The sequence below is a fragment of the Paracoccus beibuensis genome, assembly GCF_026162625.1.
GTDB classification, from domain to species: domain Bacteria; phylum Pseudomonadota; class Alphaproteobacteria; order Rhodobacterales; family Rhodobacteraceae; genus Paracoccus; species Paracoccus beibuensis.
In genome coordinates this window covers 1-23567 of sequence record NZ_JAOTBD010000031.1, presented here as the reverse complement: position 1 = coordinate 23567, position 23567 = coordinate 1, and the positions used below count along the sequence as shown (strand labels likewise).

Here is a 23567-nt window from a genome sequence, read left to right as displayed (position 1 = left end):
CATGGATTGGCAACAGCAGGAACAGGCCCGCCGCGACTGGATGGCCGAGAACAGCCTATACCGCGAGGAGGACGAGCATTCGTCCTGCGGCGTGGGACTGGTGGTCAACATCGACGGCAAGTCCAGCCGCAAGGTGGTGCAGGCCGGCATCGACGCGTTGAAGGCGATCTGGCACCGCGGCGCGGTCGACGCGGACGGCCGCACCGGCGACGGCGCAGGCATCCACGTGCAGATCCCGGTGCCCTTCTTCTATGACCAGATCCGCCGTACCGGGCACGAGCCCGACCGCGACCGTCTAATCGCCGTGGGCCAGGTCTTCCTGCCCCGCACCAACTTCGCCGCCCAGGAAGCCTGCCGGACCATCGTGGAATCCGAGGTCCTGCGGATGGGCCACTATATCTATGGCTGGCGCCATGTCCCGGTGAACACGGGCGTTCTGGGCGAAAAGGCCAACGCCACCCGCCCCGAGATCGAGCAGATCCTGATCCGCTGCGAAAAGGACATCGACCACGTCCAGTTCGAGCGCGAACTCTACATCATTCGTCGCCGGATCGAGAAGGCGACCGTGCTGGCGCAGGTGCGCGACCTTTATTTCTGTTCACTGTCCTGCCGGTCGATCATCTACAAGGGCATGATGTTGGCCGAGCAGGTCGCGGAATTCTATCCCGACCTCAAGGACGAACGCTTCGAAAGCGCATTCGCCATCTATCACCAGCGCTATTCGACCAATACCTTCCCGCAGTGGTGGCTGGCCCAGCCCTTCCGCATGCTGGCCCATAACGGCGAGATCAACACGCTGAAGGGCAACCTGAACTGGCTGCGCAGCCACGAGATCCGCATGGCCTCGTCCGCCTTCGGCGAGATGGCCGAGGATATCAAGCCGATCGTGCCGGCCGGGTCGTCCGACAGCGCCGCGCTGGATGCCGTGTTCGAGGTTCTGGTCCGCTCGGGGCGCAGCGCGCCGATGACCAAGACCATGCTGGTCCCGGAAAGCTGGTCCAAGGCCACGACCGACATGCCCAAGGCCTGGGCCGACATGTATGCCTATTGCAATGCCGTGATGGAGCCGTGGGACGGCCCCGCCGCGCTGGCAATGACCGACGGCCGCTGGGTCTGCGGCGGCCTCGACCGCAACGGCCTGCGGCCGATGCGCTTCGTGGTCACCGACGACAACCTGCTGATCGCGGGCTCGGAAGTCGGGATGGTTCCGGTGAACGAGGCGAATGTCCGCGAAAAAGGTGCGCTTGGGCCGGGACAGATGATCGCCGTCGATATGTGGGACGGCAAGCTCTATCACGACACCGAGATCAAGGACCGCCTGTCCGGCAGCCAGCCCTTCGGCGAGTGGATCGAGAAGGTCACCGAACTGAACGACATCATGCGCGACCTGCCCGAGACGGTCGGCTTCCACAGCGACGAGTTGCGCCGCCGCCAGACCGCCGCCGGCCTGACCATGGAGGAGCTTGAGCACGTCCTGGCCCCCATGGCCGAGGATGGAAAGGAATCCATCGCGTCCATGGGCGACGACACGCCGCCAGCGGTGCTGTCGAACCAGTACCGCCCGATGAGCCACTTCTTCCGGCAGAATTTCAGCCAGGTGACGAACCCGCCGATCGACAGCTTGCGGGAAACCCGGGTGATGTCGCTGAAGACGCGTTTCGGCAACCTCAAGAACGTGCTGGACGAGTCGAGCGCCCAGACCGAGATCGTGGTCCTGGAAAGCCCCTTCATCGCCAACGGCGAATATGCCGAGATGATGAAGATGTTCGGCGACACCGTCACCCGCGTCGACTGCACCTTCGCCGAAGGCGCGGGCGCGGATGCCTTGGGCGAGGGTCTGGCCCGCATCCGCGCCGAGGCCGAGGACGCCGTGCGTTCCGGTGCCGGCCACCTGGTCCTGACGGACGAGGGCCAGGGCAAGGGCCGCGTCGCCATGCCGATGATCCTGGCCACCAGCGCCGTGCATTCCTGGCTGACCCGCAAGGGGCTGCGGACCTTCTGCAGCGTCAACGTGCGCAGCGCCGAATGCATCGACCCGCATTACTTCGCGGTGCTGATCGGCTGCGGCGCGACCACGGTCAACCCCTACCTGGCGCAGGACAGCATCAACGACCGCATCGAGCGCGGTCTGCTGACCGGCAGCCTGATCGAGAACATGCGCCGCTATCGCGATGCCATCGACGCGGGCCTTCTGAAGATCATGGCCAAGATGGGCATCTCGGTCCTGTCCTCCTATCGGGGCGGTCTGAACTTCGAGGCCGTGGGCCTGTCGCGCGCCATGGTGGCGGAATATTTCCCCGGCATGCAGTCGCGCATTTCCGGCATCGGCCTGCACGGGCTTCAGGACAAGCTGGAAACGCTGCACCGCAAGGCCTTCCACACGGCCGACGTGGACCTGCTGCCGGTCGGCGGCTTCTACAAGCTGCGGCGGTCGGGCGAAAAGCACGCCTGGGAAGCCAACACGATGAAGCTGCTGCAGGTAGCCTGCGAAAAGGCGTCCTATGACATCTGGAAGCAGTTCAGCGCGACCCTGCGGGCGAACCCGCCGATCCATATCCGCGACCTTCTGGACATCAAGCCGCTTGGCAAGCCGGTGCCGATCGAGGAGGTGGAAAGCATCACCTCGATCCGCAAGCGCTTCGTGACGCCCGGCATGTCGCTTGGCGCGCTGTCGCCCGAAGCGCACATGACGCTGAACATCGCCATGAACCGCATCGGCGCCAAATCCGACAGCGGCGAGGGCGGCGAGGACCCGGCACACAGCCACCCGCTGCCCAACGGCGACAACCCCTGCGCCAAGATCAAGCAGGTCGCCTCGGGCCGGTTCGGCGTCACCGCCGAATACCTGAACGCCTGCGAGGAGCTGGAGATCAAGGTCGCCCAGGGCGCCAAGCCCGGCGAGGGCGGCCAGCTGCCCGGCATGAAGGTCACCAAGCTGATCGCGCGGCTGCGTCATTCGACGCCGGGCGTGACGCTGATAAGCCCGCCGCCGCATCACGACATCTATTCGATCGAGGATCTGGCGCAGCTGATCTATGACCTGAAGCAGATCAACCCGCGCGCCAAGATCACCGTGAAGCTGGTGGCGTCTTCGGGCGTCGGCACCATTGCGGCGGGCGTGGCCAAGGCCAAGGCCGACGTGATCCTGATCTCGGGCCACAACGGCGGCACCGGGGCCTCGCCCGCGACCTCAATCAAGTTCGCGGGTCTTCCGTGGGAGATGGGCCTGACCGAGGCGCACCAGGTTCTCGCCATGAACCGCCTGCGGGAACGCGTGACGCTGCGCACCGATGGCGGTCTGCGCACGGGCCGCGACATTGTCATGGCGGCGATGATGGGGGCCGAGGAATATGGCATCGGCACCGCCGCGCTGATCGCGATGGGCTGCATCATGGTCCGCCAGTGCCAGTCGAACACCTGCCCGGTGGGCGTCTGCACTCAGGACGAGAAGCTGCGCGCCATGTTCACCGGATCGGCGGACAAGGTCGTGAACCTGATCACCTTCTACGCCCAGGAGGTCCGCGAGATCCTGGCCAGCATCGGGGCGCGCAGCCTTGATGAGGTGATCGGCCGCGCCGACCTGCTGACCCAGGTCAGCCGAGGTGCCGCGAACCTGGACGACCTGGACCTGAACCCGCTGCTCATCACCGTCGATGGGGCCGACAAGATCGTCTATGATCGTTCAAAGCCCCGCAACGCCGTGATGGACACGCTGGACGCCGAGATCGTCAAGGATGCCGCCCGCTTCTTCGAGGACGGCGAGAAGATGCAGCTGTCCTATGCTGTGCGGAACACGCAGCGGACGGTCGGCACGCGCACTTCCAGCATGATCGTGCAGAAGTTCGGCATGCGAAACAACCTGCAGCCCGACCACCTGACGGTCCGCCTGACCGGCAGCGCGGGCCAGTCGCTTGGCGCCTTCGCGGCACCCGGCCTCAAGATCGAGGTGTCGGGCGACGCGAACGACTATGTCGGCAAGGGCCTGTCGGGTGGCACCGTCGTGGTGCGTCCGCCGATGGGCAGCCCGCTGGTCGCCGCCGACAACACGATCATCGGCAATACCGTTCTATACGGCGCAACCGACGGTCACCTGTTCGCGGCGGGCCGCGCGGGCGAACGTTTCGCCGTCAGGAACAGCGGCGCGACAGTGGTAATCGAGGGTTGCGGGTCGAACGGCTGCGAATACATGACCGGCGGCGTGGCGGTGATCCTGGGACGGATCGGCGCGAACTTCGGCGCTGGCATGACGGGCGGGATGGCCTACCTCTATGACCCTGAAGGGGTGGCACGGGACTATATCAACGCGGAAACGCTGGTGATGTGCCCGGTGAGCCAGGACCACTGGGAAGGTCGGCTGAAGACCCTGGTCGAGCGGCACCTTGCCGAAACCGGATCGCGTCTCGCCGAGGATATTCTCTCGAACTGGGACCGCGAGAAGGTCAACTTCCTGCAGGTCTGCCCCAAGGAGATGCTGGCCCACCTGCCGCATCCCATCGCCGCGGTCGAGGCGCCAAGCGCCGTTCCGGCGGAGTGACATCAGACGCGGCCCCTCGGGGCCGCGTTTTTCGTCCCGCCGCTGGAGATCCTCATCGTGATGGGCCGCCTCTTCGGGCACCCTTCAGGCACTGAACGGTCGATCAAGGACCTGATTTCCATAAAGACCCGGTATCTCAAGGTGATCGCCGTCTCCGCACCCAACCGGCCGCTGAAACAGTCGGCTCTCGAGGCGGTTTGCAGAACATGATCCGTTGCCTGAAGAAGACGGCGGGGGTCATCATGCGCGGAGCGGACGGAAAGAGCGGGTCGCTGTTCAGCTATGCCGATCTTGCGGACCGCATTCCCGCGCGGCACCCGTTGCGGAAGATCCGGCAGGTCGTGAATGACGCGCCGGCCAGCCTGGATGCCGAGTTCGAAGGGCTTTGCACCGACTTCGGTCGCCCCTCGATCGCGCCGGAGCGGCTGATCCGGGCCGGCCTGCTCCAGATCCTGTTTCCGGTTCGCTCCGAGCGGCAGCTGATGGAGCAGATGCAGTATAACCTGCTGTTCCGCTGGTCCGTGGGGCTTCATCGATGACCCCGTCTGGGGTGAAGGGCGTCAGCCCTGAACGGGCGAGGCCCCGGGCCGAAGGCCGACCGTGTCCACCAGGAACCGCAGCCGGCTGCCGACGACCGGGATGTCGCGCAAGGTGATGGCGGCGAGCACCACCAGGTCGCGCCGTTCCTGTCGGACGATCATTTCCCGGTCGATGGCACGTTCAAGGCCTGGGCGTCGAAGGGCTTCAAGCTGAAGGCAGAGGGCACGCCGCCCGATGACGAGGGTCACGGCGGCCCGCCCCTAGGGTGATACCCCCGCTGTGAGCCCCGACACGCCAACCGCCGAGACCAGCTCCGAGACTGCTCCAACGACGAGGTCGACTTCAAGGGCGGGAAGCGCTCCAACGCAACCCGTGCCTCCACGACCCGGAGGCACGGCTTTACAGGAACCGCCTGGCGCGGGCGCAATGCCCTGTTTCATGGGGCATGCGCTGGAGAACCGCCAGGGGCTGGTTGTCCAGGGTGACCTGACCCAGGCCGACGGTCATGCCGAACGGAAGGCCGCGCTTGATATGGCGCATCGTCACTCTCCTGGCTCAACCCGGAAGCTGACAAGGCCCATGATGCCGCCGGCCTCGTGGCCGATCTGCGCCGCGGCATCCGGCAGTCGACGGACGCACCACCTGACACCAAGGCTATGCCTTGTCCATCAGGCACCGGAAGCGGAGAGGAGCCCTTCGGCCGCGCCAAGGCCATCGGCGGCATGGCCCGGACCGTTTGCCGCGGTGTCGAACGGCTGAGGTCCCGCTTCATCCTGACAGTGGCGGCCAACAACCTGGCCCGGCTGCCTCGGCTGCTGGGGGCGCAATCACCGGACCGGGCATCAGGCACCCATGAGGCAGCCATGCCCTCCAGTGCCGAAGGCCCCGACCATGATCCTCATCGATCGCCACGACGGGAAACACGTCCCGTTCGGCGACTGCTTCAGCGGCTTGGGAAGGCCGCCGCATTGTCGGCTTGCGGCTCTGGCGCACAGATTTCGCACCGGAACCCGAACTTCTTTGCCGTGACGACGGGCGGCTGACCGGCCAGTATAACGCCCGTTTCGAAAGCGACGAGGTGCAGCGTCTGTTGGCTGTCAAGCGTCAGGGCGCCGCGTTGACATCTTACGGAGAGCAGCCGGCCGCCGGTGGGCCGACCGCCTTTCCCGCGACCTGCAAGGGCGGATGGCCTCAACCGGCGGCAATATCGAAGTGCAGCGCACGGGCATCGAGGTCGCGGTCGAGACGACCAGCTATGACAGCATGGACAACATCACGAGCGGGCGAACCAGCCAAGCGCTCTGAAATAAGGCACCTTTGCGGGGCGGCGTGCGGTGCTTGACGCAGCCGCGCGCAGCATGAGACATGCGCGCATGTTGATCCGTCGTTCGTCCCGCGCCTCATCGGAAAGCGATGCGCCCCGGCCCGTCAGGCGGCTGCGTGCGCGGGCCGGATTCTGGGTGCGCTTCGTCCTGCTGCGCGCTGTTCTGGTCATGGCGGGATCGGTCGTGATCTATGCCGTGATCAATCCGCCGATGACCTGGACGATGGTCGTCGCCGCCCGCCAGCACGACCTTGTGGACCGCCAATGGGTGCCGCTGAAGGACATTGCGCCGGTCATGCGCCGGTCGGTCGTCGCCGCCGAGGACGCGAACTTCTGCCTGCACTGGGGCTTCGACATGGCAGAAATCCGCAAGGTCGTGGCGTCCGGCTCGTCACGCGGGGCCTCGACCCTGACGCAGCAGACAGCCAAGAATGCCTATCTGTGGCAGACCCGCAGCTGGGCCCGGAAGGCGGCCGAGACGGCGCTGACCCCGCTGATCGAAGCGTTTTGGTCCAAGCGCCGCATCCTGGAAGTCTATCTGAACGTCGCCGAATTCGGCCCGGGCGTCTTCGGCATTCATGCCGCCGCGCGCGAACATTTCCGCACGACCCCCGACCGCCTGACCCCGGTCCAGGCCGCCCGGCTGGCGGCGGTGCTGCCGGCCCCCAAGAGCCGCGGAACCGATCAAGCCTCGCGCCGGTCGCGGTCCATCGCCGACGGGGCCGCCACCATCGCACGCGACGGGCGCGCCGCCTGCTTCGAATGACCCCCGCGCGGTTGAAAGCGGCGGGGGCGAGGCGTATCAATGCGGCGTGTAAATAAGAAGAAGGCTCCGGGCAGTCCATGAACACGAACACGCAGACCACGCGCCTGTATCACACCGCCCTGTCCCCGTTCTGCCGCAAGGTGCGGCTGGTCCTGGCCGAGAAGAAGATCGAGGTCGAGCTGGTCGAGGAGCGTTACTGGGAAGGCCCGCCCGATCTGAAACGCCGCAACCCGGCGGGCAAGCTGCCCGTCCTGCGCTATCGCGGCAACGTCCTGGCCGAAAGCCAAGCCATCGTCGAATACCTCGACGAGGCCGTGCCGACGCCGCCGCTGATGCCGCAGACGCCGCTGGAGCGGCACGAGGTACGCAGGCTCTGCGCCTGGTTCGACGACAAGTTCCACGGCGAGGTCACCCGGCCGATCATGAACGAGCGCGTCTGGAAGAAGATCACCCGCACCGGCTATCCCGACAGCCGCGTCGTCAAGGACGGGCTGCGCCTGATCAAGGAGCACATCGACTATCTGAGCAGCCTGCTGGAGACGCGCCGCTGGCTGGCCGGAAACACGCTGAGCCTGGCCGACTTCACCGCCGCGGCGCATTTTTCCTGCCTGGATTACATCTCGGACGTGGACTGGGACCGGTCCGAGGCGCTGCGCGACTGGTATGCGACCATCAAGTCGCGGCCGGCATTCCGGGCCGTGCTGGCCGACCAGATGCCGGGGATCCACCCGGCGCCGCACTATGCCGAACTGGACTTCGGATAGGCGCGCCGCGGGCGGGTTGCGTTTCCCGACCGCCGCGGGGGTCGGGACCCCCGATGACACCTGGGCACGGACGAAGGCCGCGCTGGACGCCGAGGCGAGGGCCGTCGGCTTCGCGGCCATGGGGATCACGCGTCCCGATGCGGTCCCCCAGCAGGCCGAGCGGCTGGCCGAGTTCCTGCGGGCGGGGCGGCATGGCCAGATGGGCTGGATGGCCGAGCGGACGCATTGGCGCGGCGATCCCGCCGCCTTGTGGCCCGAGGCCCGGTCCGTGGTCATGCTGGCCGAACTCTATACGCCCGACGGCGATCCGCTGGAGGCGCTGGAGCGTCGCGATCACGCGGCTGTCAGCGTCTATGCCCAGGGCAAGGACTATCACGACCTGGTCAAGAAGCGCCTGAAGCGGCTGGGGCGCTGGCTGCTGGAGACCGCGCCAGAGCCGGGGCACCAGATCAAGGTGTTCGTCGATACCGCACCGGTGATGGAAAAGCCTCTGGCCGAGGCCGCGGGTTTGGGCTGGCAGGGCAAGCACACGAACCTTCTGTCGCGGGAGCTGGGCAGCTGGTTCTTCCTGGGCGCGATCTTCACCACCATGCCGCTACCGCAGGATGCGCCGGGCGCCGGCCATTGCGGGTCCTGCCGCGCCTGCCTCGATGCCTGCCCGACAGGGGCGTTTCCCGCGCCGTATCAGTTGGACGCGCGGCGCTGCATTTCCTACCTGACGATCGAGCACAAGGGGCCGGTCGATCCCCAGCTGCGGCCGCTGATGGGCAACCGGATCTATGGCTGCGACGACTGCCTCGCGGTCTGTCCCTGGAACAAGTTCGCCCAGGCCGGGTCCGAGATGCGCTATCGCGGAATCATCGACGCGCCCCCCCTGGCAGAGCTGGCGGCGCTTGACGACAGGGCGTTCCGCGAGCGGTTCTCGGGCAGTCCGATCAAGCGCATCGGGCGGGACCGGTTCGTGCGCAACGTGCTCTACGCGATCGGCAATTCCGGGGATGCGGGCCTTGCGGCAGCGGCCCGGCCCCTGCTTCGGGACCAGGACCCGACGGTGGCCGAAGCGGCAGGTTGGGCGTTGGCCCGGCTTGGCGGCTAGAGCAGGAAGTCGTTGCCATCCAGGCCGAGATGGCCGTCCATGCGGATCAGCATGTCGGCCTGCCGGTCGCCGTCGAGGTCCAGGAAGACATGCGTTTCGGCCCCGACATGCTGCCAGCGCACCGAACGGCCGCCCGAGAAGCCGCCGCTGCCGGTATAGTCGACATCAAGGGGGCGCAGGTCCAGCAGATCCTCGCCCCGCCGGAAATCGACAATGCGGTCCGCCGCCCCCGGGCGGCTATCGTGAACGGCCAGAAAGCGGAACACGTCGCGGCCGGCGCCGCCCTCGAGGCGGTCGGGCCCGATGCCGCCCACCAGCGTGTCGTTGCCCTCGCGCCCGAACAGCCAGTCGGCGCCTTGCTCTCCGCGCAGAAGATCCGCGCCCGGGCCGCCGAACAGCGTGTCGTTGTGCACGCCCCCGTTCAGGGTGTCGTTGCCCGGCCCGCCGAACAAGCGGTCCTTTCCCATGCCGCCGAACAGGCGGTCATTGCCGAAGCCGCCGTCCAGCGTGTCGAAGCCCTGCCCGCCCTCGAGCCGGTCGTGCCCCTGCCCGCCCCTGATGAGATCGGCATTCGCGCCGCCCGACAGGATGTCGTTGCCATTGTCCCCGAACAGCGTGTCCGCCCCGCCGCCAGCGCGCAACGTGTCATTGCCGCCGCCACCATACATCAGGTTGTTGCCGGCATAGCTGATCAGCCGGTCATCACCCAGTCCGCCGAACATGCGGTCGTTGCCCGTGCCGCCCGTCACGGTGTCACGACCCGCGCCGCCGAACAACCGGTCATCCCCCGCGCCGCCATCCAGCTGGTCATCGTTGCCGTTGCCGAACAGCGCATCATTGCCGTCGCCACCCCAAAGCCGGTCGCGGCCGCTGCCCGAAGTCAGCGTGTCGTTGCCTGCCCCGCCATAGAGCCAGTTCGCCCCTGCCAGAGCGATCATGTAGTCATTGCCGTCATCGCCATGCATCGTGTCGTTGCCGTCGGCGCCGAACAGGCGGTCGTCGCCGGCGCCGCCGAAGATCAGGTCGTCGCCGCTTTCCCCGAACAGCCGGTCGTTGCCGTCCTCGCCATAGAGGAGATCGTGGCCAAAGCCGCCGAAGAGGAAGTCGTCCCCGGTGCCGCCGTACATCGTGTCGGCGTCCTGGTTGCCGCGCAGGGTGTCGCTGCCGTCGCCCCCCGACAGAAGGTCATCGCCCTCGTTTCCGAACAGCAGGTCGTTGTCGGCGTTCCCTTCAAGCGTGTCGTTGCCGGTGCCGCCGGCCAGCTTGTCGGCGCCACCGCCGCCGCTCAACTGGTCGTCGCCGTCATCGCCCCCCAGGCTGTCGTTGCCCCCCTCGCCCCACATCGTGTCGTGGCCAAGGCCGCCCAGAAGCGTGTCGTTCCCGTCCCCGCCGCGCAGGCTGTCCCGGCCCCCGCCGCCGTCCAGCAGGTCCGCACCTGCGCCGGCGATCAAGGTGTCATCCCCCTCGCCCCCCAGCAGCCGGTTGCTGCCGAAAAGGGCTTCCAGAAGGTCGTTGCCATCCTCGCCTGACAGGGTATCGCTGCCCGCGTCGCCCGACAGGCGGTCGTTGCCGGCGCCGCCATAGAGCAGGTCGTTCCCCGCCCCGCCGTGCATCGTGTCGTCGCCGTCCCCGCCATAGACGAGATCGTCGTCATCGTTGCCACGCAGAAGGTCGGGACCCGCATCGCCGAACAGCGTGTCGCGGCCGGGACCGCCGTCCAGGTCGTCCTTGCCGTCACCGCCCCGCAGCACGTCGTTCCCGATCTCGCCCCGAAGCGTATCGTTGCCTGCGCCGCCCGAGACCGTATCGTTTCCGGCCCCCGCCATGAGAAGGTCGGGCGCGGCGCCGCCGAACAGCCGGTCGGCGCCGACGGTTCCGAAGTGCCATGTCGGTTCGGTCGAGGGTGTGTCGCCGGGGCTGATGTCGATCGGGTCGATCTCGGGCAGGTCATAGTGGGCGATGGGAAAAAGCGCGTTCGAGAAGTCGCCGATGCTGAGCGACCGCCCGTCCCGCGTGGTGATGTCGAGGATCGTCTGCCCATAGAGGATCATCACGCCGCTGCTGGTCGGCACGAAGCGCAGCTGCCAGATGCTGCGGATGTTGCCCAGCATCGACAGGTCCAGCCGGTCCTCGGCCGCGTCGAAGTCGAGGATCGAGATCCGCCCCTGCACCTGCGAGGCGACGAAGACGTCGCCGCCCGCCCCGCCGACAAGGATGACGGGCCGCGCGCCCGCCACCAGGATGTCGCCACCGCCGCCGCCCTGCAGCCGCGTGGTGGCGGACCCCGCCACCAGCAGGTCGCCGCCGGTGCCGCCCCGGACCGTTCCGGCGCCGGCCGTTCTGGTGCTGCCGACGGGACCCGGATCGAAGTCCAGCTGGGTGATCCCGGTTTCGGTCGACGAGCTGACGAAGAGCGTGATACGGCCCCCCTGCACGACCGCCTCGATATCGCTGACATCCGCCAGGGTGAACGCGTCGCTGTCGGCGATGGTAGTCAGGTGCAGCAGGCGCCCGTCTGGCAGCATCGTGAAGACCGAGATGCCGTCATCGGCCCCGCCCGCGAAGACGAAGGCGCGGCCGCCGACCACCGCCGTCTCCAGCGCCGTGGCCGACTGGAAGCGGGTCGTCCCCTCGTCGATGACATGATCGACCGTGGTCAGCCGCCCGTCCTGCGTCAGCCGGAACACCGTCAGCGAACTTGACCCCGCTGCCGCCATCAGCACGAAGCTGCGCCCGCCAAACTGCGCCACCTCGACGTCAGAGGGCAGGTCGAATCCCGTACCCCTGGCCGCCACATGGACCATGCCCGGCCCCAGCCAGCCGCTGTCGGACATCAGGTGGGTCGAGATGAAGTTGCCATTCCCCGAGATCGCGACCAGCACGCGCTGGCCGTCGACGACGACCTGCAGCATCTTGTCCAGCGATAAGTCCGTGCTGCCCTGGGGCACCGGCAGCACCGCCCGCCCCGCCTGCACAACGCTGCCGTCGGACGACAACCGGTGCGTGGCCAGCGCCAGCGATCCGTGCTGCGCCGAAAAAAGGATCTGCCCCTGCGCCGTCTGCACCTGGCCCAGCTCGGTCAGGTGGCCGCCGAGGCCGGTCTTGAAGAGCGTGCCGAACGGCGCCATCGCCCCGTTGTCGCCGCGCAAGCTGGTGCCCAGGTTCGCCGCGCCGCCCATCTGGCCCACATGGATCAGGTCGCGGTCGCCCAGGCTTAAAAGCGAAACTTCGGGCGGTCCCTGGTAGGTGAAGTCGGCAAGATAGGCGCGGCTGCGCAGCTGGACCAGCGGCTGCCCCGGGTCCGGGATGGCAAAGCTGGTGATGCCTCCACCAAGATGCGTCGCCGCGACCAGCACCCGCCGCCCCCCGACCTCGACCACGTCGAGATCGGAGATCTTGGACAGCCAGCGTTGTTGCGTGACACCAAAGGTGGTCACGTGGCGATACACGATCATGGCGAACTTGGATTTTGCAAGCCGGCGTCGGCTCGGGTGCAGGTCTTAAGATGGCCTTAAGACTTGCTCATGGCCAGTTCTGCATGATGCGCATTTTAGGCAAAAGCGGCCGTTAATCGCCCCATTTCGGCAGGGCCAGCGGACCATAGAGGATCAGCCCCGGCTGGCTTGCCGGGCCCTGGTCCTGCAGCATCCGCGCCAGGTCGGCCACGGTGCTGGGGACCAGCCGCTGGCCGGGATGGCCGACCGCTTCGGCGAACAGCGCGGGCGTCGTGCCGGGCAGGCCGTGCGCCTGAAGGCCCTGGGCCAGTTGTGGAAAGCTGCGCTGGCCCATGAAGACCACGGTGGTGACCGACGGGTCCGCCAGCGCCGCCCAGTTGATGTCCTGCGGCAGCTGCCCCGTGATATCTGCCCCGGTCACGAACTGCACCCGCCGCGCCGTCAGCCGCCGCGTCAGGGGAATGCCCATCGCCGCCGCCGCCGCGCTGGCCGAGGTGACGCCGGGCACGATCTCGAACGGGATGCGGGCCTCGGCCAGGGCGACCAACTCTTCCTCCAGTCGGCCGAAGATGCCGGCATCGCCGGATTTCAGCCGCACCACGCGGCGACCGGCCTGCGCGTGCTGGACGATCAGCTGGTTCACGACCTCTTGCCGGGCCGAAGGACGGCCGGCGCGCTTGCCAACCGCGATCAGCTCGGCTGCCGGATTCGCGTGATCCAGCACCGGGCCGGAGGCCAGGTCGTCGAACAGCACGACCTCGGCCTCGGCCAGGCAGCGGGCGGCCTTCAGGGTCAGAAGCTCGGGGTCGCCGGGACCTGCCGAGACAAGCGAGACGAAGCCGGATTGCGGTGCGGGGTCGGACACGGGGGCAGGCCTTCGGGGTGGTTGTTCCCCGCTATACCACCCGCAGCCGGTGTGACAATGCCGCGCAGCCCCTTCCCGAACCCTGCTGGGCATGAAACCATCCATCCGCCCGCGGGTGTGCATCTTTGGGCAGCAAGGAGAATGCGATGACGGTCATCTGCTGGTTCAGACGGGTCCTGCGGCTGGACGACCATCCGGCGCTGGTTGCGGCGGCGCGGGACGGCGCGGTGATCCCGCTGGTGATCCTTGATCCGGCCGAGGCGCGCGACCATCCGGCCAGCGCCATGCGGCAGGCTCTGTCCCTGCCCCTGCTGGACGACGCGCTGAGGCGACAGGGCAGCCGCCTGATCGTGCGGCGCGGATCCCCGGCGCAGGTTCTGGCACGGATCGCGTGCGAAACGGGCGCAAGGGCGATCCACACGACCGAAGGCTTTCCCTTCGCCAGCGACGAAGGGCTGTCCGGTGCCGCCGCCACGGGCGGTGCCGCGCTGCACCTGCATCCGCTGGCCGATCTTGTTCCGCGCGGATCGGTGCTGACCGGGTCCGGCGGGGTCTACAAGGTCTTTTCGCCCTTCTGGAAGGCGCTCCGCAAGACCGAGATCGCGTCCCCCCTGCCCGCACCACGGCTGACCGCCCCCGAGGCCTGGCCCGCCACCGACGGCACCGACTGGCCCAAGGCCCGCGCCGCCATGAGCCGCGGCTGGGATGTCGTCGCCCGGTATGCACGGCCGGGCGAGGATCAGGCCCATGCCCGGCTGGAGGCGTTCCTGGACGGCCGCCTGCCGGACTACAAGCAGCACCGCGACTTTCCGTGGCGGCCACAGGCGACGACCGGATTGGCAGACGCACTGGCAGTAGGAGAGATCAGCGCCCGCCGGGTGTGGGCGCGACTTCAGCCCGATTTTCAGTCCTGCGCGCCGGGGGCGGATCACTTCCTGTCGGAACTGGTCTGGCGCGAGTTCGCACGAGAGCTGATGCATGCCTTCCCGAAGCTGGGCAGCGACTGCTGGCGACCGGAATGGGCGGATTTCGCCTGGAAGCCCGACAACGACACTGCCGAAGCCTGGCGGCGCGGGCAGACCGGCATCGGAATGGTCGACGCCGGTATGAGAGAGATGTTCGTGAGCGGCCAGATGCACAACCGGGTGCGGATGATCACCGCCAGCTATCTGACCAAGCACCTGCTGACCGACTGGCGGGTGGGGCTGGACTGGTTTGCGCGCTGCCTGACGGACTGGGATGCGGCGTCGAACGCGATGAACTGGCAATGGGTCGGCGGCTGCGGGCCCGACGCCTCGCCGTTCTTCCGGGTCTTCAACCCGGACGGCCAAGGCGACAGGTTCGACGCCAAGAGGACCTATCGCGATCACTGGCTGTCCCCGGATGCGGCCGGCGCACGCGACTTTGCCGCAGCCGCGCCACGGTCCTGGGGGATCGACCTTGGCCGCCGCGCCATGCCTGCGATCTCGCTGGCCGACGGCCGGGCGCGGGCGCTGACGGCCTATCAGCAATTGAAGGAGGGCGGCTGATGCGGGCGCTGATCCTGGGCGCCTCCGGCGCCATAGGGGCGGCGCTGGCGGCGCATCTGGCGGCGCAGGGTGCAAGGGTCATGGGCCTGTCGCGCAGCCGCGACGGGCTGGACCTGACCCGGGCCGACACCGTCGCCGATCACGCCGAGCGGCTTCGGGGGCAGGACTTCGACCTGATCGTGAATGCCACCGGCGCGCTTGTCATCGACGGTCACCAACCCGAAAAGACGGTGGACGCCGTTGATCCGGGGGCCATGGCGGCGCAGTTCGCGCTGAACGCGACGGGGGTGGCGCTGGCGATCCGGCATTTCGCCCCGCTGCTGGCGAGGGACCGGCGGGCGGTCTTCGCCTCGCTGTCGGCGCGGGTCGGGTCGATCGGCGACAACGGGCTGGGCGGCTGGGTCGGCTATCGCGCGGCCAAGGCGGCGCAGAACCAGATCATCCGCACCGCCGCCATCGAGTATCGCCGCCGCAATCGCCGTGCGATCCTGGTCGCGCTGCATCCTGGCACCGTCCAGACGCCACTGACCGCGCGCTATGCCCCGCGATACCCGACCATCACCCCCGACCGCAGCGCCCAAGCCCTGCTGGAGGTGATCGGCGGCCTGACCGCCGACGACAGCGGCAGCTTTCGCGACTGGAAGGGCGAACGGGTTCCCTGGTAGCGATCATCGCCCCGCCAGATGCGCCTCGGCCAGGGCCAGGTCTGCCGGCGTGTTGATGTTGGTGAAGGGGTCGATGGGGACGTTGTCCCACCGGGCCGTGCCGGGCTGGTGGCGCCGCGCGAAGGCGCGGACCCGACGCTCGTCCCGGTCCAGCGTCGCCGCAAGCTCGTCCCGCAGCGCGACGGGCCAGAGACCGCAGGTCGGATGATCGCGAAGCCCGTGCGCCGCATCCATGCTGGCGGCAACCGCCAGCCCCAACGGCCCGCGCGCGCCCAACAGTCCGGACACGAGGTCCATCGGCAGAAAGGGCGTGTCTCCGGCGACGGTCACGACCGATGCCGCGCCACGCTCTTGCGCCCAGTCCAATGCGGCCAGGATCCCGGCCAGCGGGCCCGGATGGCCGGGCCGACTGTCGGGGCGCACCGGCAGGCCGAAGCCCGCGAAGCGGTCCGGATCGCCGTTTGCATTCAGCGCCAGCCCGTCAACCTGGGGTGCCAGCCGGTCCAGCACATGCGCCAGGATCGGGCGGCCAGCCAGCATCAGCAGGGGCTTGTCGCCGCCGCCCATGCGGGTGGCGCGTCCTCCGGCAAGGATCATCACGGGAGTGCTCATGCGCGCGACATTGAAACGCCGCGCGACCGCCCGCAAGCGATTCACGGCTGGGGCAAACTTGACATGTTTAGTCAGATTCAGTACCCGACCGAAATGATCGAATGGCACCGATGCCATGCCCCCTTGCTCGACAAGCCTCAAGGAACCTCGCCATGAATGAAATGGGAACCAAGCTGGCGGCGCTTCCGCTGTTCGGTATGATCCGCGACGGGGGCTGGACCATGTGGCTGATCGCGGGGCTGTCCGTAGTCACCATGGCCGTGGTCTTGTGGAAGCTGTGGTCGCTGTGGCGGCTGGGGGTCTGGGGCGGCAGCCATTCCCGCCGCGCCATCCAACTGTGGGCCCAAGGCCAACGTCGCGCCGCCATGGATGAGGTCCGGGGACGGCCCTCGGCCCGCGCCCGTGTGGCGCAGGCCGCCATCGGCACCTCGCTCGACCCGCGCTTCGACGATGACGCCGCGCGCGAGGAAACCGCACGCGTTGCGCGGCAGGCGCTCTATCGGTCCCGCACCGGTCTTCGGGCGCTGGAGCTGATCGCGACCATCGCGCCGCTGCTGGGCCTGCTGGGCACGGTTCTGGGCATGATTTCGGCCTTCCAGGTGCTGCAAAGCTCGGGCAATCAGGCCGATCCGGCCGACCTGGCCGGTGGCATCTGGGTGGCGCTTCTGACGACCGCTGCGGGCATGGCCGTCGCCATTCCGGCCGGCGTGGCGCTGTCCTGGTTCGAGAGCATCGCCGACCGCCTGCAATCCGACCTTGAGGACCTGGCCACCCGCATCTTCGTCGCCGGCAAGGAGCCCGCCAAGCCGCGGCTCTTCGAGGCCGCCGAATGAGCGCCGGCTTCGATCTCGGCCCGCGCCGGCATCCGCGCCGGATGTCGCTGACGCCGATGATCGACGTGGTCTTCCTGCTGCTGATCTTCTTCATGCTGGCCTCGCGTTTCGGCACGGATTCCGTCCTGCCCATCGCCGGCGGCACCGAAGGCGCCGGAAGCGAATGGCAGGGCGCGCCGCGCCTGGTGGACGTGACGCCCGATGCCACGCTGCTGAACGGCACCGCCGTTCCCGTGGCCGATCTGCCCGCCGCCGTCGGCGACCTGCTGCCCCCCGAAGGCGGCGCCGTCATCCTGCGCCCGCGCGACCAGGCGGACGTGCAGCGGCTGGTGGACGTCATGGACGTGCTGCGGTCGGGCGGCGTCACCAACCTCATCCTGATCGACTGAGGCCCCATGCGCATCGACATGCCCCCCAGGAAACCCCGCGGCGAATCGATCATCCCGATGATCAACGTGGTCTTCCTGCTGCTGATCTTCTTCCTGTTGACCGCCCAGATCTCTCAGCCGACGCCGTTCCCGCTGACGCCGCCCGAAAGCACCTCAGAGGTCCGGGCCGAGGATCGCGACGTGCTGTTCATCTCCGCCGAGGGCGAGCTGGCTTGGAACGAGGCCGCAGGAGAGGCCGTCTGGGACGCCATCGCCGCGCAAGAAAGCGATGCCCCCGTCGAGGTCCGCGCCGATGCCGCCACGCCCGCCGTGACGCTGGCCGAACACCTGGCGCGGCTGCGCGCCATCCGCACGACCGGCGCCAGCCTGGTCGTCAGCAAGGGCTGAGCCGATGATCCCCCGTCGTACGCTGGAAACCGCCGGCTTCTTCACCATCGCCGCAGCGCTGCACGTCTCGGCCGCCGCCATCCTGCTGCCCGACCAGCTGCAGCGGGGCGAGGCCGCAGACGCGCCCCCCGCCGCCCTGGCAGCCGGCGGAGAAGAGGTCCGCTCGATGGTGTCCGAGTGGGAGACACCGCCAGAGATCGAGACCGCGGCCGAACCCGTTCAGCCGCAGCAGCAGCCCGAACCGATCGAGGCGCCCGAACCGGTCTCCGCCGAGGAGCCGCCGGTCATGGCCGCGGCGGCACCCAGCCTGTCGGCCCCCGAGACGCCTCCTGTGCAGCCGAACCTGCCCGAGCCGCCCGAGCCGGCACCGATCGATCCGGCGCAGCTGGACCTGCCCGACCTGCGGCCGATGGACCCGCCCGAGATCGAGGTCGAATCGCAGCTGGCGCTTGACGCCTCGAGCCGCCCGCTCCGGCGTCCGGAACCGCAGCCCGAGCCCGAACCGCGCCGCGAGCCCGCCCCCGAGCCGCAGCGACAGCAGGCGGCTGAGCGTTCCCCCGCCCCTGCGGCCGTTCAGCCGGCGCAGCGCGCGGGCCAGGGCGGACAGTCTCAGGCCAGCAGCCAGGGCGGCAGCGGAGGAGGCGTCAGCGCGGCAACCCGCGCCAACGCCATGTCGCAATGGGGCGGCCAGATCCGCAGCTGCATCAACCGCCGCGTTCGCGCGCCCCGCGGCCTGCGCCAAGGCGGAACCGTCGTGCTGGCGATCAATGTCAGCCGCAGCGGCGCGATCCAGGGCATCGGCGTCGCCGGGTCGTCGGGACAGCCCGCGGTGGACCAGGCGGTGGCCGACGGGGCCCGCCGCGCCGGTCGCTGTCCGTCTGCGCCGGACGCGCTGACCGACAGCGTCTATTCCTTCACGCTGCCCATCCAGCTTGACCTGCGATAGGGCACGGGACTTGCGCCAAGGCAGGTGAAGTGTCCGGGGCGCGTTCTCGGCAGGGTTCACGACCGGGATCTATGTTGACAACCGGAGGCTTTGGCTGCCGGTGCCCTGACCACTTGAACGCGGCGCAATGCCTTCATTGGCGGGCGTCATGTGTGCCAAGACATACCCCCCGCTCCCGTCACGGGCCCATACATGAGCTGACGGCTCGCTGCGCAGGTGCCAGCGGCCCCGGAAGTTGCGCAGGGGCCACCGGCACGGTATCCGATGCGACCATATCCGGAAGGGTCCGTGGATCAGCAGGACGCCTGCGCGATCAGCAGTGGTGGAGCACCAGCGGCCGGCCCTGGTGCTGCCCCACGTGGATCGGCGTGTCGTAAAGGTCCGACAGCAGGCTTTCTGTCAGCACCTCGTCTGCCGGGCCTTGCGCGACGACGCGGCCGCCCTTCATGGCGATCACGTGGTCGGCCCAGGCCGCGGCGTAGTTGATCTCGTGCACGACCATGCCGACGCTGCGACCTTCGTCGACCATGAGCCGGAGGCGGCGCATCAGGCCACGCGCATGGGCCATGTCGAGGTTGTTCAGCGGCTCGTCCAGCAGCATCCATTCGGTATCCTGCGCAACCGCCATCGCGATATGGGCGCGCTGCGCCTGACCGCCCGACACCTCGTCCAGGAAGCGGTGGGCCAGCGGGGCCAGCGCGAACGCCTCCAGCGCCTGCGCCACCTTGGCGCGGTCGGCGGGACCGGGGCGGCCCTTGTGGTGCGGCCAGCGGCCGAAAGCCACAAGCTCGGCCAGGCGCAGGCGACTGGCGATGGCGGTCTGTTGGCCAAGGATCGCCATGACCGTCGCCAGACGGTCGGTGGGAGTCGTCGCGATGTCGTGGCCCGCCACGGTGATGCGGCCCTGCTGCAACGGCTCCAACCGGCCGATCAGGCGCAGCAGCGTCGACTTGCCCGCCCCGTTCGGGCCGATCAGCGCCGTCAGCCGCCCCTGCGGCAGCTGGGTCGAGATGTCGTGCAGGATCGGCGCATGGCCGATGCGATGACTGACGCCGTCGATCCGGATCATCGGATACGCCCCCTCAGCAGCAGGTACAGAAAGAAGAGGCCGCCCGCGAACTCGACGACCACCGACAGGGTCGCGGCCTGTCCCAGCAGACGTTCGAACAGCCATTGGCCACCGACCAGCAGGATTGCCGCCGACAGGCCGGCGGCGGGCAGCAGAACCGCGTGCCGCGCCGTCCGCATCAGCCCATGCGCCAACCCCGCCACGATCAGGCCGAAGAACGCCACCGGCCCCACTAGCGCAGTCGACACCGACACCAGCACCGCCACCAGCGCCAGAACTGCCAGCACCGTCGCGCGGTGCCGCAGGCCAAGGGACACCGCCGGGTCGCGTCCCAAGGCCAGCACGTCCAGCCGCGGCGACAGCCGCCACGCCAGCGCCACGGCCAGCGCCGTCACCGCGCCCGCCCATGGCAGCAGCGTCACGTCCACCCGGTTGAAGCTTGCAAAGCTGACCGACTGGACGACCGCGAACTCGTTCGGGTCCAGGATGCGCCCCAGAAACCCTGAAATCGACCGGAAGAGAACGCCCAAGATCACGCCGGTCAGGATCATTCTGGGCAGGTCCCGCGCCCCCCTCAGCAGCAGCGTCCCGAAGAGGAGGCCGGCCAGGGCGGTCATGACCGCCATCTCGGACAGGAACTTGCCGGCAGGGGGCAGGCCGGTGAAGCCGGCGCTGCCCAGGACGACCACAAGCCCCGTCTGCAGAAGGACATAGAGCGCGTCGAACCCCATGATCGATGGCGTCAGCACCCGGTTGGCGGCCACCGTCTGAAAGAGGACCGTCGACATGCCAACGGCCACCGCAACCGCGATCAGCGCCGCCAGCTTGCCGCCGCGCAGCCCCAGGATGAAGCCCCGGTTCCCCGCGCCAAGCCCCTGAAACATCCAGAGCGCCGACAGCGCCGCCAGCGCCAGCGCCATCGCCCCAAGGACCAGCGCATCCCGCGACAGCCGTGTCTGTGGCCGCGTCATCGCGCCGGCGAAACCGCTATCCATGCGCGGGCCTGCGGTGCAGCAGCCACAGGAACAAAAGCGCGCCCAGGATGCCCAGGACCAGGCCGGCCGGGATCTCGTAGGGGCGGATGACCAGACGCCCTGCCAGATCGCAGGCCAGCACCAGCGCGGCGCCGACTAGCGCGACCACCGGCAGGGATGCCCGCAGGTTGTCGCCCATGATGCGGGCCACCAGGTTCGGCACCACAAGTCCCACGAAGGGGATCATCCCAACCGTCGTCACGACCATCGCGGTCACGACCGAGACGACCGCCAGCCCAAGGCGCATGACCGTCGCCGTCGAGAGGCCCAGCCCGGTTGCCACCTGGTCGCCCAGGCCCAGGATCGCGAAGCGGTCTGCGGAAAACCATGCCAGCGCGGCCGCGATGGCCGCGACCCACAGCAGCTCGTAGCGGCCAGAGATCACGCCCGAGAACTCTCCGCTCATCAGCCAGGTGCCCACGTATTGCATGAGGTCCGTCTGCCAGCCGATGAAGGTCACGATCGACCCCAAAACGCCCGACAGGACCAGTCCCGCGATGGGGACCAGCATCACCTCGCGCACCGGCAGGCGGCGGATGACGGCCAGGAACAGCGCCGTTGTCGCCATCGCCGCCACGCTGGCCGCGATCATGCGCAGCCACAGCGGGCTGGCAGGCCAGAGGATCGTGATCGTCAGCAGGCCAAGCGCCGCGCCTTCGGCCGTGCCCGAGGTGTCCGGCCCCACGAACCGGTTGCGGACCAGCGCCTGGATCAGCACGCCCGCCACCGACAGCGCGGCCCCCGTCAGTGCCACCGCCACGGTTCGCGGAAGCCGCGACTCCAGCAGCACCAGCATCGCCTGGCTGTCGCTGAAGACCGCGCGCAGGTCGATATGGGCCGCGCCCACGGTCAGGCTGCCCAGCATCAGCGCAAGCACCGACAGGCCAAGGGCGGGCAACGGCCGCATCAGCTGGAGGAGCCGTCCAAGAAGGCCGTCGTCAGCTGGTCGATCGTCTTCGTCAGCGAGGTGAAGCCGCCGGCGGAGATATAGGTCGAGGCCGGGTCCAGCATGATCACATGGTCCTCACGCCAGGCCGTCGTGCCTTCGACCAGTTTGGATTTCAGCGTCTCGACCGCACCCTGCCCGTCCGCGCCGATCGCCGCCCCGCGGTCGAGGACCAGAAGCCAGTCGGGATCGACTTCGGCGATGAACTCGTGGCTGATCGCCTGCCCGTGCGTGGCATCATCAAGGTCGGCCACGGCCTCGGTCAGGCCCGTCGCCTCGAAGATCCAGCCGAAGCGCGAGCTTTTCCCATAGGTCGACATCTTCGGCCCGTTGGTCATCACCACCAGCGCCGTATCCTGGGGGTCGGCCGCCTGGCGCAAGGCCTCAAGGCTATTGTCCAGGGTTTCGGTCAGGCGGTCCGCCTCGGCCTGCTTGTCGAACAACACGCCATAGTCCTGGATCCGCTGCCGCGCCGAGGCGACAAGATCGGTGTCGAGCGTCATGTCAATGGTCGGCGCCACCTGGGATGCGGCCTGCAGTTGCGTGGACGAACGGCCGCCGACGATGATCAGATCGGGCGCCAGTCCGGCAAGCGCCTCCAGATCCGGTTCGAACAGCGTCCCGACGGCGGTTGCATTCGGCGCGACATCGCGAAGTTCCGGGACAAGAATGCGGTCGATGGTGCCCGTCGGCGTCACGCCGAGCGCTGCCAAGGTATCCAGCACGGCCATGTCGTAGACCGCGACCGATTGCGGCGCGACCGGAAGCGTGACCTCGCCTTGAGCGGTCTCGATGGTGACCTCCTCGGCCAGCGCGGCAGAAACCGGGAACGCTGTCATCAAGGTTGCGAAAAAGCGGGTCAGGACGATGTGGCGCATGGCGTCTCCTCTCTCGGGATTGTCCGACGTGCGGCGCATGAACGCCCACGCTGCCCCGGCCTTAGCGTGCATGCGCCCGATGGGCAAGAATTGCCATGTGTTTTTGTCAGGTAAATCCGTGCGAGATGTAGGATCGGGCGGCTGAGGAGTCATGGCCAAGCTCTACAAGCAGATGCGCTACCGAGCTGATCCCCGACCCGAAGAGCAGCCTCGCAGGAGCTGCACTGTATTCGACCGATTCGATGGAGATGAGATGCTTGACGCCGCAGCGGTCGCCGAACTGACCAACGCGGATGTCGTTCGCCTGCCTCAAATCTGCGTCGGTGTCATCGGGGAAAACCGAGCGTTTCGTGACCCGGTATCTTCGGGCTCAGCACGCAGATCTGTTCTTCGCCGACGCGGCCATTTTGGTGGAGGGACCGGCGGAACGCATGCTCGTCCCGAATTTCATCCGAGCGCACTACGACGAGCTCAACCAGTGCTACATCACCCTACTTGAGATCGGCGGAAGCCACGCGCACCGTCTCAAGCCTTTGATTGATCACCTTGGTTTGCTGACCCTGATCATCACGGACTTGGATACGCTGGATAGAACGGGCGGCGCCTCCGTCCAACCCTCAAAAGGTGCCGGTCAGAAAACCAATAATGCCACGCTGAAGACATGGGTGCCAAAGCTCGACGACGTCGATGAGTTGATGCGAGCCGATGCCGCGGCGAAGACGCTGCATGAGGACGACGACCCGCTTTTCGCTGTGCGGGCCGCGTATCAGATCCCGTTGGGCGTTACCTCGCCGGGTATCTTGGGGCCGGAGGTTGAGCTACTCCCCGAAAATCGGACAGTGACGGAAGCTACGATCTGACGTCTGCTGATCTCCGAGGACGAGGAGATCAGAAATGCGGAAACGCAGGAACCATGACGCGGGCTTCAAGGCGCG

At 68.1% G+C, this 23567-nt stretch carries 18 protein-coding genes and 1 pseudogene; 12 read left to right on the top strand and 7 right to left on the bottom strand.

Features of this window, described 5'->3' with window-relative positions; translation table 11 throughout:
* The first annotated feature begins 1 nt into the window (after position 1).
* From gltB to queG, 5 genes and pseudogenes are all read left to right on the top strand, one after another.
* Positions 2-4534 (top strand): glutamate synthase large subunit, encoded by a 4533-nt coding sequence (gltB, locus tag OC159_RS15595; protein WP_265502115.1) that lies wholly within the window; start codon positions 2-4, stop codon positions 4532-4534.
* Positions 4535-4776: 242 nt separating this feature from the next.
* Positions 4777-5898: pseudogene (locus tag OC159_RS15590) on the top strand (transposase); the annotation flags it as partial.
* 549 nt (positions 5899-6447) lie between these two features.
* Positions 6448-7164 carry a monofunctional biosynthetic peptidoglycan transglycosylase gene (gene mtgA, locus OC159_RS15585; protein ID WP_265502091.1) on the top strand — a complete coding sequence of 239 codons (717 nt, stop codon included), beginning with the start codon at positions 6448-6450 and terminating at the stop codon, positions 7162-7164.
* A gap of 77 nt (positions 7165-7241) precedes the next feature.
* Positions 7242-7928, top strand: coding sequence for an FtsZ-binding protein FzlA (gene fzlA, locus OC159_RS15580; protein ID WP_265502090.1), 687 nt, complete (start codon positions 7242-7244; stop codon positions 7926-7928).
* An 82-nt stretch (positions 7929-8010) separates the two neighbouring features.
* Positions 8011-9024: a tRNA epoxyqueuosine(34) reductase QueG gene (queG, locus tag OC159_RS15575; protein ID WP_265502114.1), complete on the top strand. Its 1014-nt coding sequence runs from the start codon at positions 8011-8013 to the stop codon at positions 9022-9024.
* On the opposite strand, the gene OC159_RS15570 is transcribed toward queG, so the two are convergent.
* Together OC159_RS15570 and cobA are read right to left on the bottom strand one after the other, a co-directional pair.
* Positions 9021-12479 (bottom strand): M10 family metallopeptidase C-terminal domain-containing protein, encoded by a 3459-nt coding sequence (locus tag OC159_RS15570; protein ID WP_265502089.1) that lies wholly within the window; start codon positions 12477-12479, stop codon positions 9021-9023. The two genes, queG and OC159_RS15570, sit on opposite strands and share 4 nt — an antisense overlap.
* Positions 12480-12591: 112 nt before the next feature.
* Complete coding sequence (gene cobA, locus OC159_RS15565; RefSeq protein WP_265502088.1) at positions 12592-13344, bottom strand: uroporphyrinogen-III C-methyltransferase; 753 nt, start codon at positions 13342-13344, stop codon at positions 12592-12594.
* A 146-nt stretch (positions 13345-13490) separates the two neighbouring features.
* On the opposite strand from cobA, the gene OC159_RS15560 reads away from it, so the two are divergent.
* Complete coding sequence (locus OC159_RS15560) at positions 13491-14873, top strand: cryptochrome/photolyase family protein (RefSeq protein WP_265502087.1); 1383 nt, start codon at positions 13491-13493, stop codon at positions 14871-14873.
* On the top strand, positions 14873-15538 hold the full coding sequence (locus OC159_RS15555; protein WP_322626736.1) for an SDR family NAD(P)-dependent oxidoreductase: 666 nt from the start codon (positions 14873-14875) through the stop codon (positions 15536-15538). The genes OC159_RS15560 and OC159_RS15555 overlap by 1 nt, the downstream gene beginning before the upstream one ends.
* Positions 15539-15541: 3 nt before the next feature.
* Here OC159_RS15555 and mobA read toward each other — a convergent pair whose 3' ends face one another.
* On the bottom strand, positions 15542-16150 hold the full coding sequence (gene mobA / locus OC159_RS15550; protein ID WP_265502086.1) for a molybdenum cofactor guanylyltransferase MobA: 609 nt from the start codon (positions 16148-16150) through the stop codon (positions 15542-15544).
* 152 nt (positions 16151-16302) lie between these two features.
* On the opposite strand from mobA, the gene OC159_RS15545 reads away from it, so the two are divergent.
* Genes OC159_RS15545 through OC159_RS15530 form a run of 4 tightly spaced genes read left to right on the top strand, consistent with a single transcriptional unit; the run spans position 16303 to position 18705 of the window.
* Positions 16303-16983 (top strand): MotA/TolQ/ExbB proton channel family protein, encoded by a 681-nt coding sequence (locus OC159_RS15545; RefSeq protein WP_265502085.1) that lies wholly within the window; start codon positions 16303-16305, stop codon positions 16981-16983.
* On the top strand, positions 16980-17372 hold the full coding sequence (locus OC159_RS15540; RefSeq protein WP_265502084.1) for an ExbD/TolR family protein: 393 nt from the start codon (positions 16980-16982) through the stop codon (positions 17370-17372). Before OC159_RS15545 ends, OC159_RS15540 begins: the two co-directional genes overlap by 4 nt.
* Positions 17373-17378: 6 nt before the next feature.
* A complete protein-coding gene (locus tag OC159_RS15535) occupies positions 17379-17759 on the top strand; it encodes an ExbD/TolR family protein (protein ID WP_265502083.1) in 381 nt (126 codons plus the stop codon).
* A gap of 4 nt (positions 17760-17763) precedes the next feature.
* The gene (locus OC159_RS15530) at positions 17764-18705 is read left to right on the top strand and encodes an energy transducer TonB family protein (protein ID WP_265502082.1); all 942 of its coding nucleotides are present in this window, start codon (positions 17764-17766) and stop codon (positions 18703-18705) included.
* 313 nt (positions 18706-19018) lie between these two features.
* Here OC159_RS15530 and OC159_RS15525 read toward each other — a convergent pair whose 3' ends face one another.
* The 4 genes from OC159_RS15525 to OC159_RS15510 all read right to left on the bottom strand — a co-directional run bounded on the left by OC159_RS15525 (position 19019) and on the right by OC159_RS15510 (position 22632).
* On the bottom strand, positions 19019-19774 hold the full coding sequence (locus OC159_RS15525) for an iron ABC transporter ATP-binding protein (RefSeq protein ID WP_265502081.1): 756 nt from the start codon (positions 19772-19774) through the stop codon (positions 19019-19021).
* Positions 19771-20694, bottom strand: a complete 924-nt coding sequence (locus OC159_RS15520) for an iron chelate uptake ABC transporter family permease subunit (RefSeq protein ID WP_265502112.1) — start codon at positions 20692-20694, stop codon at positions 19771-19773. The genes OC159_RS15525 and OC159_RS15520 overlap by 4 nt, the downstream gene beginning before the upstream one ends.
* A gap of 67 nt (positions 20695-20761) precedes the next feature.
* Complete coding sequence (locus tag OC159_RS15515) at positions 20762-21715, bottom strand: ABC transporter permease (RefSeq protein WP_265502080.1); 954 nt, start codon at positions 21713-21715, stop codon at positions 20762-20764.
* Positions 21715-22632 (bottom strand): siderophore ABC transporter substrate-binding protein, encoded by a 918-nt coding sequence (locus OC159_RS15510; RefSeq protein ID WP_322626735.1) that lies wholly within the window; start codon positions 22630-22632, stop codon positions 21715-21717. Before OC159_RS15510 ends, OC159_RS15515 begins: the two co-directional genes overlap by 1 nt.
* 293 nt (positions 22633-22925) lie before the next feature.
* On the opposite strand from OC159_RS15510, the gene OC159_RS15505 reads away from it, so the two are divergent.
* Positions 22926-23492: an ATP-dependent endonuclease gene (locus tag OC159_RS15505; RefSeq protein WP_265502079.1), complete on the top strand. Its 567-nt coding sequence runs from the start codon at positions 22926-22928 to the stop codon at positions 23490-23492.
* Positions 23493-23567: the final 75 nt, after the last annotated feature.

Excerpts from the sequence above, each read along its gene's own strand:
- OC159_RS15510 (WP_322626735.1), bottom strand. The coding sequence starts at position 22,632 with ATGCGCCACATCGTCCTGACCCGCTTTTTCGCAACCTTGATGACAGCG.
- OC159_RS15545 (WP_265502085.1), top strand. The coding sequence starts at position 16,303 with ATGAATGAAATGGGAACCAAGCTGGCGGCGCTTCCGCTGTTCGGTATG.
- OC159_RS15505 (WP_265502079.1), top strand. The coding sequence starts at position 22,926 with ATGTCGTTCGCCTGCCTCAAATCTGCGTCGGTGTCATCGGGGAAAACC.
- mtgA (WP_265502091.1), top strand. The coding sequence starts at position 6,448 with ATGTTGATCCGTCGTTCGTCCCGCGCCTCATCGGAAAGCGATGCGCCC.
- gltB (WP_265502115.1), top strand. The coding sequence starts at position 2 with ATGGATTGGCAACAGCAGGAACAGGCCCGCCGCGACTGGATGGCCGAG.
- mobA (WP_265502086.1), bottom strand. The coding sequence starts at position 16,150 with ATGAGCACTCCCGTGATGATCCTTGCCGGAGGACGCGCCACCCGCATG.
- OC159_RS15540 (WP_265502084.1), top strand. The coding sequence starts at position 16,980 with ATGAGCGCCGGCTTCGATCTCGGCCCGCGCCGGCATCCGCGCCGGATG.
- OC159_RS15525 (WP_265502081.1), bottom strand. The coding sequence starts at position 19,774 with ATGATCCGGATCGACGGCGTCAGTCATCGCATCGGCCATGCGCCGATC.
- OC159_RS15555 (WP_322626736.1), top strand. The coding sequence starts at position 14,873 with ATGCGGGCGCTGATCCTGGGCGCCTCCGGCGCCATAGGGGCGGCGCTG.
- OC159_RS15570 (WP_265502089.1), bottom strand. The coding sequence starts at position 12,479 with ATGATCGTGTATCGCCACGTGACCACCTTTGGTGTCACGCAACAACGC.
- fzlA (WP_265502090.1), top strand. The coding sequence starts at position 7,242 with ATGAACACGAACACGCAGACCACGCGCCTGTATCACACCGCCCTGTCC.
- OC159_RS15520 (WP_265502112.1), bottom strand. The coding sequence starts at position 20,694 with ATGGCGCTGGCGCTGGCGGCGCTGTCGGCGCTCTGGATGTTTCAGGGG.
- OC159_RS15560 (WP_265502087.1), top strand. The coding sequence starts at position 13,491 with ATGACGGTCATCTGCTGGTTCAGACGGGTCCTGCGGCTGGACGACCAT.
- OC159_RS15535 (WP_265502083.1), top strand. The coding sequence starts at position 17,379 with ATGCGCATCGACATGCCCCCCAGGAAACCCCGCGGCGAATCGATCATC.
- OC159_RS15515 (WP_265502080.1), bottom strand. The coding sequence starts at position 21,715 with ATGCGGCCGTTGCCCGCCCTTGGCCTGTCGGTGCTTGCGCTGATGCTG.
- OC159_RS15530 (WP_265502082.1), top strand. The coding sequence starts at position 17,764 with ATGATCCCCCGTCGTACGCTGGAAACCGCCGGCTTCTTCACCATCGCC.